At 40.1% G+C, this 20,174-nt stretch carries 20 protein-coding genes; 10 read left to right on the top strand and 10 right to left on the bottom strand.

Translation table 11 applies throughout. The annotated features are described in order from the left end of the window. Positions 1–19: 19 nt before the first annotated feature. The 3 genes from D5018_RS00925 to D5018_RS00915 all read right to left on the bottom strand — a co-directional run bounded on the left by D5018_RS00925 (position 20) and on the right by D5018_RS00915 (position 2,135). Positions 20–994: a cobalamin biosynthesis protein CobD/CbiB gene (locus D5018_RS00925; protein ID WP_121837111.1), complete on the bottom strand. Its 975-nt coding sequence runs from the start codon at positions 992–994 to the stop codon at positions 20–22. A 15-nt stretch (positions 995–1,009) separates the two neighbouring features. Then, positions 1,010–1,702, bottom strand: a complete 693-nt coding sequence (locus tag D5018_RS00920) for a 5'-methylthioadenosine/adenosylhomocysteine nucleosidase (RefSeq protein ID WP_121837110.1) — start codon at positions 1,700–1,702, stop codon at positions 1,010–1,012. Between the two features lie 67 nt (positions 1,703–1,769). After that, a complete protein-coding gene (locus tag D5018_RS00915; protein WP_121837109.1) occupies positions 1,770–2,135 on the bottom strand; it encodes an Hpt domain-containing protein in 366 nt (121 codons plus the stop codon). Between the two features lie 176 nt (positions 2,136–2,311). Between D5018_RS00915 and D5018_RS00910 the strand changes: the two genes are divergently transcribed. After that, entirely contained in the window at positions 2,312–3,211 is a 900-nt protein-coding gene (locus tag D5018_RS00910; RefSeq protein WP_121837108.1) for a hydrogen peroxide-inducible genes activator, read from the top strand. Here the strand turns inward: D5018_RS00910 and D5018_RS00905 are convergent, their stop codons facing one another. Then, a complete protein-coding gene (locus D5018_RS00905; protein WP_207819172.1) occupies positions 3,212–4,225 on the bottom strand; it encodes an adenylate/guanylate cyclase domain-containing protein in 1,014 nt (337 codons plus the stop codon). A 164-nt stretch (positions 4,226–4,389) separates the two neighbouring features. Next, a complete protein-coding gene (gene mutH / locus D5018_RS00900; RefSeq protein WP_121837163.1) occupies positions 4,390–5,058 on the bottom strand; it encodes a DNA mismatch repair endonuclease MutH in 669 nt (222 codons plus the stop codon). 703 nt (positions 5,059–5,761) lie between these two features. Between mutH and rppH the strand changes: the two genes are divergently transcribed. Continuing rightward, positions 5,762–6,283 carry an RNA pyrophosphohydrolase gene (gene rppH / locus D5018_RS00895; RefSeq protein WP_121837106.1) on the top strand — a complete coding sequence of 174 codons (522 nt, stop codon included), beginning with the start codon at positions 5,762–5,764 and terminating at the stop codon, positions 6,281–6,283. A 44-nt stretch (positions 6,284–6,327) separates the two neighbouring features. Continuing rightward, positions 6,328–8,556: a phosphoenolpyruvate--protein phosphotransferase gene (ptsP, locus tag D5018_RS00890; protein ID WP_121837105.1), complete on the top strand. Its 2,229-nt coding sequence runs from the start codon at positions 6,328–6,330 to the stop codon at positions 8,554–8,556. On the opposite strand, the gene D5018_RS00885 is transcribed toward ptsP, so the two are convergent. Both D5018_RS00885 and D5018_RS00880 read right to left on the bottom strand, forming a co-directional pair. After that, positions 8,543–9,025 carry a hypothetical protein gene (locus D5018_RS00885; protein WP_121837104.1) on the bottom strand — a complete coding sequence of 161 codons (483 nt, stop codon included), beginning with the start codon at positions 9,023–9,025 and terminating at the stop codon, positions 8,543–8,545. The genes ptsP and D5018_RS00885 overlap by 14 nt on opposite strands. Positions 9,026–9,132: 107 nt before the next feature. After that, entirely contained in the window at positions 9,133–9,603 is a 471-nt protein-coding gene (locus D5018_RS00880) for a hypothetical protein (protein ID WP_121837103.1), read from the bottom strand. A gap of 172 nt (positions 9,604–9,775) precedes the next feature. On the opposite strand from D5018_RS00880, the gene D5018_RS00875 reads away from it, so the two are divergent. From D5018_RS00875 to D5018_RS00860, 4 genes are all read left to right on the top strand, one after another. Next, positions 9,776–10,591, top strand: coding sequence for a sulfite exporter TauE/SafE family protein (locus D5018_RS00875; RefSeq protein ID WP_416351521.1), 816 nt, complete (start codon positions 9,776–9,778; stop codon positions 10,589–10,591). A 35-nt stretch (positions 10,592–10,626) separates the two neighbouring features. Then, positions 10,627–11,436 (top strand): prolipoprotein diacylglyceryl transferase, encoded by an 810-nt coding sequence (gene lgt / locus D5018_RS00870; RefSeq protein ID WP_121837101.1) that lies wholly within the window; start codon positions 10,627–10,629, stop codon positions 11,434–11,436. Further along, positions 11,433–12,284, top strand: coding sequence for a thymidylate synthase (locus D5018_RS00865; RefSeq protein WP_121837100.1), 852 nt, complete (start codon positions 11,433–11,435; stop codon positions 12,282–12,284). The genes lgt and D5018_RS00865 overlap by 4 nt, the downstream gene beginning before the upstream one ends. A 66-nt stretch (positions 12,285–12,350) precedes the next feature. Beyond that, positions 12,351–12,863: a hypothetical protein gene (locus D5018_RS00860; protein WP_121837099.1), complete on the top strand. Its 513-nt coding sequence runs from the start codon at positions 12,351–12,353 to the stop codon at positions 12,861–12,863. A gap of 82 nt (positions 12,864–12,945) precedes the next feature. Here D5018_RS00860 and D5018_RS00855 read toward each other — a convergent pair whose 3' ends face one another. Together D5018_RS00855 and D5018_RS00850 are read right to left on the bottom strand one after the other, a co-directional pair. Continuing rightward, complete coding sequence (locus D5018_RS00855) at positions 12,946–14,157, bottom strand: alginate export family protein (RefSeq protein ID WP_121837098.1); 1,212 nt, start codon at positions 14,155–14,157, stop codon at positions 12,946–12,948. A 750-nt stretch (positions 14,158–14,907) separates the two neighbouring features. Continuing rightward, positions 14,908–15,504, bottom strand: a complete 597-nt coding sequence (locus D5018_RS00850; protein WP_121837097.1) for a hypothetical protein — start codon at positions 15,502–15,504, stop codon at positions 14,908–14,910. Between the two features lie 116 nt (positions 15,505–15,620). On the opposite strand from D5018_RS00850, the gene D5018_RS00845 reads away from it, so the two are divergent. The 3 genes from D5018_RS00845 to D5018_RS00835 all read left to right on the top strand — a co-directional run bounded on the left by D5018_RS00845 (position 15,621) and on the right by D5018_RS00835 (position 18,288). Beyond that, on the top strand, positions 15,621–16,424 hold the full coding sequence (locus D5018_RS00845) for an ABC transporter ATP-binding protein (RefSeq protein WP_243637351.1): 804 nt from the start codon (positions 15,621–15,623) through the stop codon (positions 16,422–16,424). Further along, entirely contained in the window at positions 16,421–17,422 is a 1,002-nt protein-coding gene (locus D5018_RS00840; RefSeq protein ID WP_121837095.1) for a FecCD family ABC transporter permease, read from the top strand. Before D5018_RS00845 ends, D5018_RS00840 begins: the two co-directional genes overlap by 4 nt. Positions 17,423–17,517: 95 nt before the next feature. Further along, positions 17,518–18,288, top strand: coding sequence for a hypothetical protein (locus D5018_RS00835; protein ID WP_121837094.1), 771 nt, complete (start codon positions 17,518–17,520; stop codon positions 18,286–18,288). 387 nt (positions 18,289–18,675) lie between these two features. Here the strand turns inward: D5018_RS00835 and D5018_RS00830 are convergent, their stop codons facing one another. Further along, positions 18,676–20,025 carry an alanine/glycine:cation symporter family protein gene (locus D5018_RS00830; RefSeq protein ID WP_121837093.1) on the bottom strand — a complete coding sequence of 450 codons (1,350 nt, stop codon included), beginning with the start codon at positions 20,023–20,025 and terminating at the stop codon, positions 18,676–18,678. Positions 20,026–20,174: the final 149 nt, after the last annotated feature.

Here is a 20,174-nt window from a genome sequence, read left to right as displayed (position 1 = left end):
TTGAGGCCGTATATGGCCTCTAAAACTTGCTCAGTGGAAAAAAGACAATACGGGTTAGAAGAGCTGCGATAATAAAAAGTTCGATTTTGCTGAGCAATTTTGCTACATCAATAATATGTTGAGGTGTTGGCGCTGGTCCAGAACAATATTTAGCTTGATTAACTCTTATACCATTAAATAGCTGAGGGCCACCCAGCTCTATGTTAAGTTTTGTAGCGACAAGGGCAAACGTTAATTGAGGCTGGCCTATGTGTTGAGGAATTAACGCTTGTTGTAACCATATTTTCAAACCTTTCCAACCACAAGTTACGGCCATCATTCCTGAAAAAATAATACTAGGGATGAAGTTAAAGACTCTTAAAATGTGATAGAGAAAATAATTAAAACCTTGAAACTTTGGATTATTGATAGGCCAAGCTTCATCAAGTTGATGTAGCATTTTATAGGTGAGGACTAATGGTACTCCTCCAATTATGAATGCAAAAATAACACTGATAAAGTTGTATTGAGCTGAACTGATGCTCGTTTCAATACAGGCTTTGTTGATGCCAATTAAACTAAGGGACCTTGTATCTCTTTCTGTCCAATGCGCTAATTTTTGGCGTGCTAAATCTTTTTTCTGCTGGTGGCATAGTTGGGCAATTTTAGTGCTATCACTGACTATCCGAGTGTCTTGCAAGCAAAGGTAAATAATCAGAAATTCAAAGAACCATGGGTAGTGAGCTAAGGAGATGAAAAAATAAATTAACAATGCAAAAGGAAGTATGAGCAAGATTACAGAAAGGCAGCCTGCAATTTTTCTTTGGCTCAAAGCTCGTTGTGGATGGTTAACATGAGTTGCAAATTGCTTTGCCAGTTTGCCAAAAAGAAATAAAGGTTGTTGCAGACGCGGAAGCTGAATGAAATGCGCTATTATCAAAGCGACAAATAAAATTGCCGCTTGTTGATAATAAGCTAAATTTTGTTCAATGAGATTAACTAGCGCGTCCTGCATAATTCCAATTTTTGTTTATAAAAACTTAGTCAGTGCCAGTACCATAAGCGCAGAGTGATGGCCAGCTTTGACAATGTAGGAATCAAAATCCACAGCTGAATCATCATTAGCATTGTCAGATAAAGAACGGATCACAACAAATGGTTTTTGATACTGATAACAAACTTGAGCTACGGCTGCAGCTTCCATTTCACAGGCTGCCATTGTCGGGAAGTTAGATAGCATGATCTTGGCGCGCTGAGGGTCATTGATAAAACTGTCACCAGAGCAGATTAAGCCTTCAATGGTTTTCACTTGACCGATTTTATCTATGGCTTTTTTTGCTGCATCAACCAAAATAGGGTGGGGCAAGTAAGCTGCAGGCTGTTGAGGTACTTGCCCTATCTCGTATCCAAAAGCAGTAACATCGACATCATGATGACGAACTTCATTTGAAATAACGATGTCGCCAATCGTTAGTTCATCAGCAAAACCGCCAGCAGAACCAGTATTAATCACATAGTCAGGATTGAATTCTTGTATTAACAAGGTTGTTGCAATACTCGCGGTAACTTTGCCAATACCTGAACGAGTAATAATAAGCTGATGTTCGCCATATTCACCAGCGACGAATTCAATGCTTGCGATGGTTCGCTTTTTAGAGTTTTGTAAAGAATCGATTAAGTGAATAACTTCCGGCTCCATTGCGCCGATTACACCAATTTTCATATCTTTTATGCCTTCGGGGGTAAATGCGGCGAAATGGGGTATGAAATGAGTCGCCGCTCTTTTGTAATTATGCTTTTGACTCTAAATAATCTTTGAGTTTTTTAAGATCATTCGCTGAATGGTCTAGGATCAAGTTTAACCAAACTTCTTTATCTGTTTCCCAATCAGGCTCTTCACCATGTTGAAGCTTTTGTGCTGTTTGTTGGATACGTTTTAGGCCGACAGAACCAGCAGCTCCTTTGAATTTATGAGCCTCAGAGCATAAAGTGTCTTTATCTTTCGATTCATTAGCTTTAATTAGGTTATCTAGATACTCAGGCAGTAATTGCTCGAACAACACAACACTTTTTAATAAAGTGGAAGCTCCAATGGCATTACAATATTGCTCTAATGTATTTAGATCCAAAATGGGGTCTAATTTCGCTTCTGCCATTCTGCTACCTCTTTAGCTATTTCTACAATAAGTGAAAAACAATCCCTACTGATTGCTTTCCTTGAACAAATTAGTACATCATACCCAGTATGTCCTACTCTGAAAAGCGAAACCAGTATTTCAGTGGGGTGAGTATCAATATTTACGCAAGTAAATAACAAATCGAGATCATCTTTATGAAAAATTTACCAAGTTTGAAAAACTTGCATTACCTCATCCACTTACATCGTGAGCAAAATTTCAACCGCGCTGCGAAGGCTTGTTTTGTTAGTCAATCTACATTATCAACGGGAATTCAAAATTTAGAAGAGTTATTGGGGCAGCAATTAATAGAACGAGATAATAAATCTTTTATGTTTACAGCCACAGGGGAAGAGGTTGTAGCTCGGGCTCAACAAGTTCTTACCGATGTTACTGACTTAGTGGATTTGGTTCAGCAGCAGGGTAAGCCTATGACTGGTGATGTGAGACTGGGCTGTATTCCTACCATTGCCCCATTTTTGCTTGGTCGTTTACTTAGTCAATGTCAGCAAAAATATCCTGAATTAAACTTACAAATTAAAGAAGATACAACTGAGCAGTTATTATTAGCGCTTGGTGAAGGCAAGTTAGATTTACTGATTTTAGCTTTGCCTGTAGAAACTCATGGTTTCCATAGTAAGAAAGTGGGTATCGATCCCTTTAAAATGATCGTTCATAAGCAGTTTGTTAGTGGTTTAAAAGAGCCTGTTGATTACCATAGTTTGCCTGAAAATAGTATTTTTTTACTTCAACAAGAACATTGCATTACAGGTCATGCGATTAGTGCTTGTCAGTTACAGGACACTCGTAAAGTTCACCCTTTTTCGGCGACTAGCCTTCATACTTTAGTTCAGATGGTGAGCTGTAAATTGGGGGCAACGTTTTTGCCTCAAATGGCGATTGACTCTGGTATCTTAAAAGGCACGGAGCTTGAAGTACTAGACCCTCCAGGGGAAGAGCCTTATCGTGATATTGGAATTGTGTGGCGCCAAACTTCTAGTCGTTTGACAACATTTAGGGGAATTGGTGACGAGATATCATCGTTATTACAATAACTACTGGTGTATTTTTGTAACACCAAAGATTTGCATAGAGTGCTGCTTGCCTCTGAGTTTATGCTGCCCAAGATCTTCAATGTTAAAGTCTTTTTGTTGCTTGTTGAGTCTCAACGCTACGGCCGACGAAATGAGTAATTTTTGGTTGAGTGCTCCACACTTGTCTTGCAACCTTGATAGGGAGTTTAACACATCGCTAAAAAAGCTGATCTCACGTTTTTGTACTCCAACAACAGCTGTGACAACTTGCCCACAATGAACGGCTGCTTTAAATTCAGGTACAAATCCGTATTTTTTGTTGAAGTGGCTACCATGCCATTTCAAAATTTGATTGTATTCAAAATATAAGTGCAAGCAGCGTTCTTCTTCAATTCCACGTTCGACTTTCCAGTGAAGAAACACTCCATCTCCCATATAACGATAGATTTCTGCTCCGTTATTGCTTACTGGTTCATTGAGAAGTTTGAAGCAATCTTGAATCAAACAGCTGAAGCGATAATCTCCAAGTTTTTCGGCGTTAGTGGTGGAATTCGACATATCTAAAAACATGAATAATCGTTGTTCATATAGCGGGCGGTGGTACTTACCTATAGCGATGTTAAGTAATTCCCTAGGCCCAACTAACAATCCCATTTGTTCTATAAATGCCAAACTTATCCGCACAAAAACCAAATACACCAAAAGTAGTTTGAATGAATCACTGTATAGGATATTGGCGGCGTCCATTTCCCAGAAAGTAAGGTTGTGATTACTGATCCCCCAAAGTTCGAGATATTGAAAGAAACGTCCAATAGTGATTGCAGCAGCTAACAAAATAATGCCTTTAACGAATAAAGAGACAATATAAGGAAGACGGTAGATAAAGCTGTAATCAACAATGAGGTTTGATAGCCAGTGCAGGCAACCAAAAATTAGTCCTATACATAGAGCGAGAATTTGGAGATCCATTATGCTATTTGCCCAGATTGGATAGCCCGAATTATGGGAGTACCGGAAAAAAATAAACACCGACATAGCTATTACCCAAGAAATAACAGCAAAGGACAGCTTCTTTATTTGTTGCTCTAATCTCACAGGGGTATTTTCGCTCAGTTGAATAGGCTGCGCAGTCTATTCAACAAAAGGGAAACAGATCCAGTTTAATGAGTGATGTTGGTCACGATATCAAAAGAATTTGTCTAGCCAGCGAATACTTTAGCAAGAACTTGTGACGTAAATTGGGTTTTAAGATAAAAGCCTCTTGGGTTAGTCAGCTTTATTGTGCCATTTTCAGTTATGCTCTCTGTTAAAGCTTTACTATTTGCAGCCTTAGGTCTGAGTTGAAGTACTTCACCATGTCTTGCTGTAATGTTTTCAACTTTTCCCATCGCAATCATTTCCATGATTTCTTCCCAGTCTTGCCGTAATAGACTTAATTCCATGGGGTCGGGTTGCCATAAAAATGGTGTTCCTACCCTTCGGTCTGCAATAGGGATATCTCGCTCTCCTTCGACTGGAACCCATAACACTTGTTGTAACTTGTGAAAGACTAGGCTGTCGTAAAAATTTAGACTTTTTACATTAATTAATGGGGTTGTTGTTACAAAAGTTGTTTCAAGAGGTTTTCCGTAGCGATTAATTGGGATGGTTTTCAGCTCCACTCCAAGGTGAAGGAAATCTTGTTGGGCTTTAGAGCCAGCATCAGCACCCAGCTCAATTTCAATGAGCTGTCCTACCCAACCTTTATCTCTTTTTAAGTCTTGCGGTACAGGGATTTGATTGAGTCGTGCTAGCTCTCCTAGATTGAGTCCAGCCATGGCTTCGGCTCGTTGTAGAAGTTCATTCAGTGATTGAGGTGTGGATTTCATTGATAAAGGCAGTAAGCTATGACGAATACCCATAGTGTAACAATTGCAGAAACAACTGTCCTTGGTTAAAAATTGAGCAGGCTGGCAATGGTAAATATTAGTTTTAAAAAATACTTCTGAGAATGAGTGTTTAAAAGGGTTTGAGGCTTCCCTTGATAGTGATGAGCAAAGTTATACCATTTACACCAATATTACCCTAGGATTTTGCACAGTGTTATCCACAGATTAGTGGGATAACTCATGGCCTTAGATCATAAAATTAGATTGGTCAATGAAAAGTTGGTGATAATTTAACCTTGAAAAAGTGAGATTATGGTTTTTATGTGTATAAAATATTTGGGTTATGAGCATTTATTTGTGAATAACCTTTGGTGGTTATTTTTTGTTCGGTTGAGGGGGCTATATATTGGGTATACGTTTGCTTTATTTTAACCTGTTGATTTTAAATGTTTTGCCTGTTGTTCCTTATTTTTGTCATGCTCAGCTCCATATAAAGATATGAAGAATTAATCACAGTTTTCAATAGTTGCGAACAGGGATATCCACAACTTTTGTGGATAAAAAAATTATTTTTAAAAAATTATGTTGATAACTAAAAATTTTTGGGGCGGTTATCCAATATTAATAACAGTAGCGAAATTTGCTGGAATCCTTACTTTATGAAACAATCAGTTTATAAATTTGCAAAACATTTGGAGTCCATGTGATTGATAGTGACGGCTTTCGTGAAAATGTAGGCATCATTATCTGTAATAAATTCGGTCAGGTTATGTGGGCTAGAAGGTTTGGGCAACACTCATGGCAATTTCCACAAGGTGGTGTCGATGATGGTGAAACCCCTGAGCAAGCAATGTATAGAGAATTGTATGAAGAAGTAGGGCTTAAACCTGAGCATGTAACAATCTTATCCTCAAGTCGATCTTGGTTACGATATCGTTTACCAAAGCGCTTGATTCGACAAGATAGTAAACCTGTTTGTATCGGACAAAAACAGAAGTGGTTTTTATTGCAATTAAAAAGCCCAGAGAAAGCAATTAACCTTAATGCTTCTGGTCACCCTGAGTTTGATCACTGGCGTTGGGTCAGTTATTGGTATCCGGTTAGGCAAGTCGTTTCCTTTAAGCGAGACGTGTACCGTAAGGTAATGAAAGAATTTTCGCCAATAGTATTAGCAATGCAGCAAAGGGATTTTAGTGGAGGAAGAAAGCGCTTTAAAAAGCGTTAGTGCTAATTTGCAGATCAAAGCTTAATAATTAAAGGAGGCCGCCATTGTTAACTACGCTTAAAAAAATAAGTCAATCAATGGCTGCGGCTGCAAATTACGAACAAGCCTTAAATATCTTAGTGACTGGAACCAAAGAGGCCATGCTCACAGAGTGCTGTTCGATTTTTATTCTGGAAAATCAAAAATTGGTTTTATCTGCTACTGATGGTTTACAACAGTCAGCGGTTGGTAAAGTTAAAGTGCCCGTTTCAGAAGGGTTAATCGGCCTAACTGTTCAACGTGAAGAGCCACTTAATTTAGCTGATGCACATAGTCATCCTAGTTTTAAAGCTTATCCTGAAGTGATGGAAGAAGAATACTGTGCTCTTCTTTCAGTACCTATTATTCATCGTAAACAAGTACTTGGGGTCATAACCCTCCAACAGCATGAATCCCGACAATTTACTGAAAGTGAAGAAGCTTTTTTAGTCACCTTAGCAGCTCAGGTATCGTTAGCGATTGGGGGCTTACAGCAAAAAGAGAAAGTGAATAAGCCTCGTACGCAAGTCATTCTTCAAGGATTAGCTGCATCTCCCGGTATTGCGATTGCGCCAGCAGTAGTTATAGGTGGGCAAATTTCGATTGAACAGCAAGATGTCGTTAGTGAAGATGCAGATCTTGAATATCATCGCTTGCATCTAGCCATAACCAAGACTCGAACGATGCTGGATGAACTTGCTCAGCGTTTTGAACAAGAACAACAAGAGGATGTAGTATCCATTTTCTCTGCGCTGCAGTTATTACTTGATAACAGTAGTCTTGGTGGAGAATACGAAAAAGAGGTTAAGCTCGGATGGAAAGCAGAGACAGCTGTAAGTCGAGTTTCACTCAGGTTTATTAAACAATTTTCTGAAATGAACGACCCATATTTAAAAGAGCGAGCGAATGACGTTCGAGAATTGGGTCAAAAAGTGCTAAGGCATCTAATTGAACCTAATCGATTGAAAATGGAGTTTGATAAGCCTGTCATTCTTGTTACTCGTGATGCCGATGCAACAATTTTGGCTGAGTTCCCAAGGCAAAAACTTGCTGGGATCATCACTGAATTTGGTGGTGTTAACTCTCATGCCAGTATAATGGCACGTGCCTTGGGGATCCCCGCTGTCGTCGGTGTTAATAAATTATTATTAGCGGATTTAACAGATAAAAAGCTGATCCTAAATGCACATAGAGGCACCTTGCTTGTTTCTCCCTCTCGCGCTGTAGTTAAAGAATATCAGGCATTGGTGAGAGCAGAGCAAGCCCAAGAGAGACGCTATCGTAAAGAAATGAGTGAGCCCACTGTGACTCTAGATGGTCGCCGGATCAAGTTGTATGTCAATGCAGGCTTACTAGGTGGGATAAAAAGCGAAGTGGTCAATGAAGCAGATGGCATTGGTTTATATCGAACAGAAATTGCATTCATGCTTCAGTCACACTTTCCTAGTGAGATTGAACAAATTAAGCTTTACTCAGAAGTCTTGCAATCGATGCCAAATCGTCCTGTTGTGATGAGAACCTTGGATATTGGTGGTGATAAAGCTTTACCCTACTTTCCTATTTCAGAGGTGAACCCTTTTCTTGGTTGGCGAGGCATACGTTTATCTCTAGATCACCCTGATTTGTTACTTATCCAATTGCGAGCCATGATGCAAGCGGATCATGGTAAGCAGCAACTGCAAATATTGCTGCCAATGGTGAGCCACCTCAGTGAAATTGATATTGCCTTGCAATACATAGAGCGAGCGCACACCGAAATAGAGTCAGAGTTGGGTAAGGTCATCCCTAAACCAAAAGTGGGGGTGATGATAGAAGTGCCCAGTTTGGTTTATCAACTAGATCAAGTCGCGCAAAGGGTGGATTTTGTTTCTGTAGGCAGTAATGATTTAACTCAATACTTGCTGGCTGTAGATCGTAACAATCCCAATGTTAGTGAATTGTACGACAGTTACCACCCTGGAGTTTTACGTGCACTGCAACGAATTATGCTTGACTGTCGTCAGCATGAGCTCGAGGTTAGCGTGTGTGGTGAGCTAGCGAGTGAACCCATGGGAGCGGTATTATTATTAGCCATGGGCTGCAATAAGCTCAGTATGAATCACGGTAATATTCCTAAAATAAACTATGTACTAAGAAGAGTTAGTTTATCTGAGCTTAAACCCCTCCTAAGAAGTTGCTTACTTCTTGATAGCGGTGAAGAAGTTCGAGACTTAGTGCACAACTACTTCAGCCAAAAAAGTATTAAGTGTTCTTGAGTTCGGTGATAAGGCGTACAACTTGCCTTAAGCTATTTCTACTTGCTTCGTCGCTTGGCTCGTTATATATAGCGATTACGCAATATCTATGTGTATTTTTCTCAGCTGATTTTTCCTGTTTATCACCGTCTTGCCATTCGGTAGGAATTGGCTTGGCATTTACTTCAGGCTCAATATCTGAATCCGATTCTGGTTCAGAGTCGGATTCAGGCGATATGCTGTCCCATTTTGAATAATCTTTACTCAATAGATTTGTTGACGCTTCTTTCGCTAAATCTTCTGCTTTTTGGGCTGTTATTTTTTTACCAACTGTAGGCTGACTATGGAATTGAGCTGCTTTTGGGGATGAGGAAGGGGAAGCCTCATGTTGACCTAGTTTTCTTGCAGGTTCTACATTTGTCTCACCAATGCCTCCTGTATTCGTCTGAGGTAGTTGGAGTGCTGCTACTAGAGGTGCTGTTGCGGCCATAATTGCTCAATTTGTGTATGTTGTACTGATTAATCTTGAGCATATTTTTTTTGTATTTTTTTATCAATAAAATGAAACTGTTAGTTCAGCTTGCATTAAGTTTTGGGTTATTGCTTACTATTTTTTTCAGGCTTCAGCTTTTCATCAAGAAACTCTTGAGCAAAAAATTGAGCTCCTTCCTTGGCATCTTGTTCTGGGGTATTAGAATTCAGTGGTGCGAAAGCAAATATCCTTCTTGTGTTTGTTGTATATGTATACACTTTCCTTTTATCGAGATTTAATGCACCTATTTGTGTAGTTTCATGCTCTTCATCGCTTGATTCAACGTCAGAGCTTTCATCTGACGATACCTCCAACTTATCCCATTTTGAATAATTGTGGTCAAAATTACTCTTTTCTTTGGGCTTGGAAGTAAGAGTGCTATGAAAACGCATTTGATTTTCACTTGGAGGTTTAGCCGTTACTTCAGTTGCTTTTTTTTCGGTACGAAATTTTTTAGTACTCTGTTTAGAGCTTTTTTCGGCAGATGATGTTCTCCCGTGTGGAGTAGAATCATTAGACACTGATGATGAAGCCATAGATAACTCAAAAGTAGTTTAGCCATTGATACATCTGTACTCATTTGACCTTTATTGTCAAAAAATATAACGATGCTATTAAGCGAACTTTCAGTTTATGAATCTAAATATTATTGCTTTGAGAGATAGCCTGTTATTATTGCGGCGTTACATTTTGGTCGGTGAGGTTTAATTGGATTCTTTATGGTTAGCCATTGTTATATTTATGGCTTTAGGCTCTGTAGTTGGCTTTATGGCAGGATTATTAGGCATTGGCGGAGGACTGATTGTTGTTCCTGCTCTATTCTATTTATTGCCTAAGTTGGGCGTAAATGCCGATTATGTTCCATTGATTGCCATCGCCACGTCTCTGGCGAACATGGTTCTTACGACATTCTCGTCCGTTGCTGCTCATCATCGAAGACAAAACCTTGACTGGAATGTCGCTAAGGTATTGGTGCCGGGGATATTTATAGGTGCCATGTTGTCTGGAAGTGTAGCTTCTTATATCCCCGCAGAAGCCATGAAACAGTTTTTCGCGGTTTTTGTTATTTTGATGGCTATCAATATGGCTAAACCAATCAAAGCAGAAGCGAATGTTCGCAGTTTACCAAGTGTACCTGTTTTATTTGTTCTAATGGTAGTGATAGCTATTCTGTGTGGCTTATTAGGCATTGGTGGCGGAGTCATCATTGTACCCTTGCTTTGTTATTTTGGTCAGAAAATGCAGCGAGCGGTTGGTTTATCTAGCATGGCAGGTTTTTGTGTAGCGTTAGCGGGAAGTATTGGTTACATCATCGCCGGATGGAATGTACCTGATTTACCATCGGGCACAATGGGTTATATTTACACCCCTGCGTTAATTGGTATTGCGTTAACTTCAACCTTAGTGGCACCTCTGGGCGTAAAAGCGGCCATGACATGGCCTACGCCAACTCTGAAAAAGGTGTTTGCCGTGTTTTTATTTTTTGTTGGTATTGAACTTGTAATTAGTTCATTCAGCGGTTAATTTTATTCATAATTTTAAATGGTTACGAAAATATAATGGCATTAGAATTTCCCCATATTGATCCCATCATGCTGCACTTAGGCACATACGAAATTTTTGGGCATACCTTTGAGCCTGCGATCCGCTGGTACGGATTTATGTATTTAGTCGGTTTTGTGGCTGCGATGGTATTATTAAACCGTAAAGCTGATAACTCCAATGGGGTTTGGACACGAGATCAAGTTTCTGACTTGTTATTCTATTCCTTCTTAGGTGTGATTTTAGGTGGGCGCATAGGCTATGTTCTGTTTTATCAGTTCGACTATTTCTTATCTGATCCTATGTATTTGTTCCGTATCACCGAAGGTGGCATGTCTTTCCATGGTGGACTGATAGGGGTAATTTTAGCCTTTGTATATATCTGTTTTAGCCAAAAACGTAACTTCCTAGCTGTGGGCGATATGGTCGCGCCAGTGGTGCCAATCGGTTTAGGTGCAGGACGTATCGGTAATTTTATTAATGGTGAACTTTGGGGACGAGTAACCGATGTGCCATGGGGTATGGTGTTTCCGGGAGCTGGGCCTTTGGCACGTCATCCATCTCAGCTTTATCAATTTGCCTTAGAAGGCGTGGCGTTATTCTTAATTTTGTATTGGTTTAGTAAACGCACCGATAAAGTTGGTGCTGTTTCTGGGATGTTTTTACTTTGTTACGGTATCTTCCGCAGCTTAGTTGAATTCGTACGTCAGCCCGATGCTCAGCTTGGGTTATATTTAGGTGAGTTTACTATGGGGCAAATTCTTTCCCTACCTATGATTTTATTGGGGCTATATCTTATCTTTAGAAAGCAAGGACAGCAGTCATGAAGCAATATTTAGATCTTTGCCAGCGTATTATCGACGAAGGTGTTTGGGTTGAAAACGAGCGTACCGGTAAACGCTGCCTTACAGTGATCAATGCTGACTTAACTTATCATGTTGATCGCAATGAACTACCACTGGTGACCACTCGCAAAAGCTATTGGAAAGCGGCCATTGCTGAGCTGTTGGGATATTTGCGCGGTTACGATAATGCCGCTGATTTTCGTAAAATTGGTTGTAATACATGGAATGCCAACGCTAACGATAATGCAGATTGGCTAGCGAATCCTCATCGAAAAGGTGAAGATGATATGGGGTTTGTTTATGGAGCCGTGGCTCGTAATTTCCCTAAGCCAGATGGTGGTAGTGTTGACTTAATTAAGCAAGTGGTAGATGACTTATCAAAAGGCATTGATAATCGAGGTGAGATCATCACTTTTTATCATCCCGGTTCATTCCATTTAGGCTGCTTACGTCCATGTATGTTCCAGCATCAGTTTTCTATTTTGGATGGTACCCTTTATCTAAATAGCTACCAACGCAGCCAAGACGTTCCTTTAGGTGGAAATTTCAACGCCGTTCAAGTTTTTGCATTACTTAAAATCATGGCACAAATTACAGGGCTGAAAGCGGGTAAGGCATACCACAAGATAGTTAACGCTCACATTTATGAAGACCAGTTACAGCTAATGAGAGATGTACAAGTCAAACGTGAGCCTTTCGAATCGCCTCAGCTTCACACTAACCCTAAAATTAAGAGTTTTGAAGATTTAGAAACTTGGGTCACTTTGGATGATTTTGAAGTGACGGGCTATGAGTACCACGAAGCAATCAATTATCCATTTTCAGTTTAAATCAAATAAATACCATCGAAAGCTAAGTCATTATGACTTAGCTTTTTTGTCGATATGGAAGTCAAAATGAAAAATAAAAATAATGAAAGAGTAATTCATTGGGAAAAGTGGACGGCGTTAGGTACGGTTTTGATGGCTGTTTGTGCCATTGTCACTTCTCTTTGGCAAGGTCACTTATTAAAGAGGCACAATGAATTGTCGATTTATCCTCATTTAGCCCTAGAAGTGAATACAGATCCGCTGCCCAAAGGTAGGATGGCATTAAGTATGTACATTAATAACCAAGGACTAGGGCCTGCAAATGTGACTCATGTTGATATCTTGTGGGGAGAGAAAAAACTTAACCATACCGCAGATATTTGGAAGCAGATAAAATCTAAAAATTTCAATAAAGATTGCCGCAGAGGTTCAGGAGATATCAATCGATTCTACAAAGTAGAAGACAGACAAATGGTGATTAAAACAGTTGATTGCCCTTTAAGTGCTGAACAGATGTGGGAGTTGATGGATAATATACGCTTTAAAGTAACTTACGAATCACTTTATGGCGAAGCGTTTGTGCAAGAGTGGGCATTCTAGTAACCCAACTCAAGTTCAGTAATCATTAATCATAAAAAACGGGCAACTAAAATGCCCGTTTTTATTTAAAGCACCTAAGCCATTACAGGCTAAAGTTTACATTAGCCATTAGCCATAGCTTGTCAGTATCTTTATTAGTTTTAGGATCAGTGTTGCTGCTATCAGCGTCGTAACTAGCGTACTTCATAAGCAAAGTTGTGGTCTTATGAACTTTCGCGCTGGCTACCAAGTCGTATTCTGTTCCATAGTCACGGCTGTTTTCGACTGATTCAAATTTGTGGTAGAAAGCAGCCAGATTTACTGGGCCTACTTTTGTGGCTACTTTGCCGTAGAAGTCTTTTAAGCCATCTTTTGGAGTACCTAAGAACTTGTCAGCAAAACCATTAAATTTGTGAGCAGTAGCTAGTGGAGTGCTAAATCCATACTGTCCGTCGTCAGAACCAAGTTGCTCGATACCTAATGTAAATTTAAAGGCAGAAACACTCGCTGTACCATCTACTGCAAAATAATTGGCGTCATAATCGCCATTTGTCTGAGTTGCATAACTGGCGTGAACGTTTAGCCAGTTGAACTTACCCATGTAATCAAAGCCGTAGGTATTATTTGCATCAGTCCAGTTATCATCTTTAAGTAGGTAAGCAAAACCAGTGACTTTATGAGCTTTGTTTACTTTGTAGGTAGCGTTGATGAAGTTAAAGTTTCCATCCATACCGCGTTTAGGGCCGTCAGGACCAAAGATACGGCTTACATAGTATATATAGCTGTAATCAAACGATAGTTGGTCGTTGAAAGTATATTGACCACGAATACCATCAAAGGTTTGCTCGTTTTGACGCCATGCTACACCACCAACAAAGCGTTGATTTCCAAGGTTTATACGCTGGCGCCCCACAGTCACTGAACCTGCATCCCCTTGATACATCACATTAAATTGATTTAGGCTTGTCCCTGTAGGGTCGGCGACGACTGGGTAATCGGGGTTATTATCGTACTTATTGCCACTGTTGTATCTCTCTGCGCCAATACGAGTAACATTGTCAAGTTCAGCCAACACTCTTAAGTTGCTGAACGTACCACTTTTAAAAGCAATTCGGCTGCGAAGCGTTGATGCATCGGCTTGTTCTTTAATAGCTTGCTGATCAACATTTTCATAGCGATAACGGAAATTTAGGTTTGTGCTGCTACCATCGATAAAGCCTGTATCACTGGCCGCCATTGCAGACATAGAAGAAACGCCACCTAGTACAGCCAAAAGAATTGCTGATGTCTTAAAACTTGGTAGTTTTTTCATCATGGGTTATCCCTCAGTAATGATTTTTATAATTGGTTAAATGCTTGGAGCTATTATGTGCTTTTTTTATTTTACGAAGTTGACCGAAATCAAGACTACATATGTTTTGTTGTCGTCAGGCTACCAGCTATTAGCATTAAAACTTAGATTGAAATGATCTTTCCCATAAAAGCTGGCTATAAACAAGGAAAAAGAAATAACCGTGGGTACCCTAGAGGCCGTTCCCAATTAGATTTTTGATTGACCGACATACAAAGCTGTCGTTATTGCATTGGCTGCTGTTAATTTTTTAGGTTAAACAAGACGGAAAATGTGAAGTGTAGTTATTACCGACATACACTACTGTCGTTACTTCGTTTCTACATGAGCATTTGACAACGCCGTTTAAACAAAAAAGAAACGCAGCCCTACGGGTTACGCCTAAAATTGGCAAACTCTTCGTCACTCATCATTCATTTAGTTCACTAAACTTCAATCTTCGTGCCTTGATTTTGCCAATTTTAGTCTGTAACAAATCAAAAAGTCTTTAATCTCTTAGGGTTCAATTCCCCGCAGCTCGCTGCGGTTTGTAGCCAAAAGAGGTAATGTTAATACCCCGCTTTCGCTTGCGAAAGTCTGAGCGAAGCGAAGACAGCTTGCTGCGGGGATTATTTATTTGGGATCGGCCTCTAGCGATTGCTGAGTTGATTCCATGAAAGTTGAACCATGCCATAACCAAAGGAGAGCAGGTTCCTACGACAGAAAATGCAAGGTTTAAACAATAATATTGGTCGAGTTGCGAAAAGGATCACCTACTTGAGCGGCTTCACCTGCTATTTTAACGAGAAATGTTGTTGCCATGGTATGAGTAAGTTTGGAGCCATCTTGGCTGGGTGTTAAGGGTTCCTTTGAAGCTAAAACTTTTGTTTGTTGCTGCCAAAGCAGCCCTGCTCCCACTCTTGTCACTAATGATAAAGTTACGTCCCAAAGGCCAGTTTGTGACTTTCCTGATTCAGTCGGCTCCTTCTCGCTAGCATTCAGGTTAGTTAATTTAGCTGCTATTTCTGTTGCTGCGGCACCTAAGGCTTGAGGTATACCTTTGCTTTTCATTGGTCCTACACTTGTTACTAGTATATCAGTAGTCCCAGAGACAAAGCGATAAACCTCAGAGTTTGCTAGTTTTGGGGCAGATTGATATACGGTTTCGTCAAAAAAAACTTTTCCTAAAGCCAATCCGCCGTTAATCGCAGCACCTTTCAAACCACCGAACATAAGACCGCTTATCATGGAACCAGCAATGGCTTCTGTTTTTTCCAGAGTAGTAGAATAATAGCTTGGTGCCTGATTAGATGCAGTTATCGGTTGAGCCATAGGTTCACTCCATATCGTGCTAAGACAAGTTGAGGTATGAATGCAAAATGATGCTACACTAGCGGTCAATTTTGAAAAAATTAAACATTATTAATCTGTAACTTAGGATTGCTTGCGTGCCAGAAACATCCGTCAAAGTCTCTAAGCTTTCTTGGAGTCCAAATAATTCATTTGCTCTAGAAGGTATTAACTTTGAGCTGCAAACTGGGAAAGTGCTGGGTGTCATTGGGCCAAATGGTTCGGGGAAATCCAGTGTTCTTCGCTGTCTCTATGGTTATATCAAAGGCTGGTCAGGCTCTATTAAATTGTTTGATAAGCCGATAACTGAGTATTCTGCATTAGAGGTAGCAACCAAAGTAGCGGTAGTGCAACAGGATACCCCAAGTAATATTCATCTGACAGTCGAACAGTTAGTAGAGTTAGGTTTGACTCCGCATCGGCCATTACTTTCACTTCAGCGACCAAGCCGGGTTCCTGTTCTTGAAGCCATTTCTAAAGTGGGCTTGGCTGATAAAAGTCACCAAGATTTTCATACGTTATCAGGAGGTGAAAAACAAAGAGCATTAATTGCTAGAGCATTGGTGCAGCAACCTGACTTACTGATTTTGGATGAACCCACAAATCATTTAGACGTTCGGTATCAAATTCAGCTTCTTCAAATAATAAAAAATTTGTCGATTTCTGTTGTGATCTCTATTCATGACTTAAATTTGGCTAGTGCGTTTTGCGACCAATTGTTGTTACTAAATGCAGGAAAAGTGGTAGCGTACGATGAACCTGAACATGTACTTACTCAAAGCAATATATCTTCAGTGTTTGGTGTGAACTGTCAAGTGCAGCCTCACCCTAAGGTTGCAAAACCACATATTCAATATTGTTATGAGTTGCCGACTCATTTTGAGCGCAAGGTTAAAGCATGAAAAATGCCACTGTTATACATATCACAGGGTTGATGTTATTACTCATCAGTGTCTTTTTTTCACTAAGTTTTGGCTCTGTAACGACTTCATTAATAGATGTGTGGCACGCAGTTAGTGCTCCAAGTTCCTCTGATTTACTTAATCGGATTGTGATGGACCTTAGGCTGCCCAGAGTTTTATTAGCTCTATTAGCAGGTGTAGGGCTTGCAATAACAGGACATACGTTACAGACGGTTACTCGGAACTCGTTAGCTGACCCTTACCTATTTGGGATCAGCTCAGGGGCTTCATTTGGTGCAGTAATCTTTACCATACTTGCATCCTCTGTTGGGGTGTCGGCCAGCATTGCAGCCTCACTCGGCATCACAGCCTTTGCCTTTGTTGGTGCTGCCGCTTCGGTATTTTTAGTCTTGATTTTGGCTGGGGTTCACCAACAACTGCAAGTAGAGCGAATGTTACTGTCTGGGGTTGCGATTTCATTTATGTTTTCAGCATTCAGTAGCTTGCTTCTTTACTTTGCTCAACCTCAAGCAGCAGCTTCGGTGCTATTTTGGGGACTTGGAAGCTTTACTCAAGCCAGTTGGGACATGATGTTATGGCCAACTCTAGTTGTCAGTGCATCAATTTTAGTACTTAGGTTGGTTCAGCCTTGGATCAATGCTTTGCAACTGGGAGATGAAACCGCACAAACCCTCGGGGTACCAGTACAAAAGTTACGTTTAGGTGTATTGTTGGTTTGCTCTCTTATTACTGCTGTTTTGGTTGCGAATTGTGGGGGCATAGGTTTTGTTGGCTTGATGATTCCTCATTTGGTTCGTATGTTATTCCAATCAAATTCATTACTTCTTTCAGGCTTATTTGGTGGTATTTTTATGGTGTGGGTGGATGTACTTGCTCGTATTGCCCTACCATCACAAGAATTGCCTGTAGGCATCATCACCACGGCCTTAGGGAGTGTGTTTTTTATAGGTATTATGAGTAAAAAAAACAAAAATTAAATGTAAATGCTACATTAAACTTGTTTAAGAGTCTTACCTTAATTAGGCAGATAGATGTATCTTTTAGGATGAGTTAGCTAGTAAGGGATATCACCATGCCAGCAATATCACCAGAATCTGCTGCGATATGCAGCAATCGATTTCTAAAGTCTTACGACATTAGCCCAGATCAGCTTGATGGAATACGTAACGCCCAGAGTGGTAAAGAAGCTAGAAAGCTCAGAAGTGTATGGCAAAAGATCTGTGACTGGTTTTATGGCGACCGTCGCCAAGTCTATGATCAATTGAATTTGCTATTGCGTTATACCGATAAAAATGAAGTGTCTTTAGAACAGCTCCACAGTGGAATGTTAGCATTTAATGATCTTAGGGAGTGCTGCGGCTATCAATTTGAAAAGCACTTTAAAGTCGAGATAACAGACAGTAGAAATGGTTGCTTCAAATTTAAGTTTTATATAGAAGGGCTGGAAGATATTTTTCAAACTAATGAAGAAGACGAAGATCAAGATGAAGATGAAGATGAAGTAGCCCCATTAGATTGCCCTATTCCCTTATTTAAACGAAGTTCATTAGATAATCCGGGTGAACGTTCCGCTTTCCAATTAGCAAATAGTGGTGATACTCCCGCAAATACTTTAATTCAAGTGAATAATATTCTTTCTAAAGCAAGTCGTGAAATTAAAATGCTGAATCAGAGTCTTATAAGAAGAGAAGAAAGAACAAGTACTTGTGATTATGAATGGAATCAGAGAGTGCAAGAAATGATAGATGAGACCATATCTCAAGCAAGCACAGACTTACAGCTAGTTGATTCGAGCGTAGAGTGGTGTGTTGCACTTGTAAAAAAAAGGTTGGGAGTGAAGTAGGGCAGTTAAGCTGCCCTAGAGGCAGTTCCCAATTAGATTTTTGATTGACCGACATACAAAGCTGTCGTTATTGCATTGGCTGCTGTTAATTTTTTAGGTTAAACAAGGCAGAAAATGTGAAGTGTAGTTATTACCGACATTCACAACTGTCGTTACTTCGTTTCTACACGAATATTTGACAACGCAGTTTAAACAAAAAAGAAACGCAGCCCTTCGGGTTACGCCTAAAATTTGCAAACTCTGTGTTACTCAGCTTTCGTTGACCGACATACACTGCTGTTGTTACTTCGTTTAATCCACTAACCTTCAAACTTCGTGCCTTGATTTTGCAAATTTTAGGCAGTAACAAATCAAAAAGTCTTTAATTGGGAACGGCCTCTATACCTCTTATTTTTTATCAGCAAAATATTCTTTAGTTAACTTAAAGACTACTGGGCTAAGCAGTAATAAAGCAATTAAGTTAGGTAAAGCCATCATCGCGTTTAAAGTATCTGCTAGCAGCCAGATGAACTTTAATGAACTCACAGCGCCAATTGGAATCGCAATAATCCATAAAATTCTAAATGGCAATACGGCTTTTACACCAAACAAATATTGAAGACATTTCTCAGAATACAAACTCCAACCCAATACGGTAGTAAATGCAAAAATAGCTAATGCGATAGAAACAATATGCTCACCAGCAGGGATTGCTGTTGCAAAAGCTTGAGAAGTTAATGCCGCACCATCTGCACCCGATGTCCACTCACCAGAAACCACAATCGCTAAACCTGTAATCGAGCACACAATCAAGGTATCAATGAAAGTACCCAACATGGCCACTAAGCCTTGAGATACAGGGTTTTTAGTTTGTGCCGCAGCATGTGCTATCGGTGCGCTACCTAAACCTGCTTCGTTAGAGAACACGCCTCGAGCAACACCAAAACGGATTGCAGCCCAAACCGCAGCACCAGCAAATCCACCTGTTGCAGCAGTGCCATTAAAGGCTGAATCAAAAATCAAAGCGATAGCAGCAGGAATCTCAGAGACGTTAGTGGCAAGCACAAACAAACCCGCACCTATGTAGAAGAGTGCCATCAAAGGTACAAGCTTACCTGCAACATCAGAAATACGTTTAATGCCGCCCATTAGTACCAAACCAACCAGTACCATCATAGCGATACCAGTGATTAAAGGGTCGATACCAAAGCTAGATTCTAAAGCATGAGCAACAGAGTTAGACTGAACCGTATTACCAATACCAAAGCCAGCAATTGAACCGAAGATAGCAAAAGCGCCACCTAACCATGCCCATTTTTTGCCTAAGCCATTTTTGATGTAAAACATTGGGCCACCGATGTGGTTGCCATTTTCATCTGTTTCACGATATTTCACAGCAAGAACAGCTTCTGCAAATTTTGTCGCCATACCCACAAGGGCGGTACACCACATCCAAAATAGTGCGCCGGGGCCACCAAGAACAATGGCAGTAGCAACACCAGCGATATTACCCGTTCCCACAGTGGCTGAAAGAGATGTCATTAGCGCATTAAAAGGGCTGATTTCGCCTTCTTTTTCATCGCCTTGTTTGGGTGTTCGACCACTCCACAGTAACTTAAAACCTGTGCCAAGTTTAAGAATGGGCATTAGTTTTAGGCCAACAGTTAGGAACAACCCAACCCCCAAAATAGCAACCAGCATTGGTACACCCCATACAACGCTGTTTACTGCCGAAATCCAGCTAGTAAGCATTTCCATAACACTTTTTCCTGTGTTTTATTGATAGACACTCAAATCAAGCAGAGCGATTGTTATAATTTGGTTAACAACTTATCGAAAACAGCAGAGCTTGCCAAGTTGAAGACTGAATATTTATGTACTAAAACACAAAAATGTGTTTTCTAGTG

The sequence above is a fragment of the Parashewanella curva genome (genome assembly GCF_003675895.1).
GTDB lineage: Bacteria > Pseudomonadota > Gammaproteobacteria > Enterobacterales > Shewanellaceae > Parashewanella > Parashewanella curva.
This window is presented reverse-complemented; position numbering and strand designations above follow the sequence as displayed.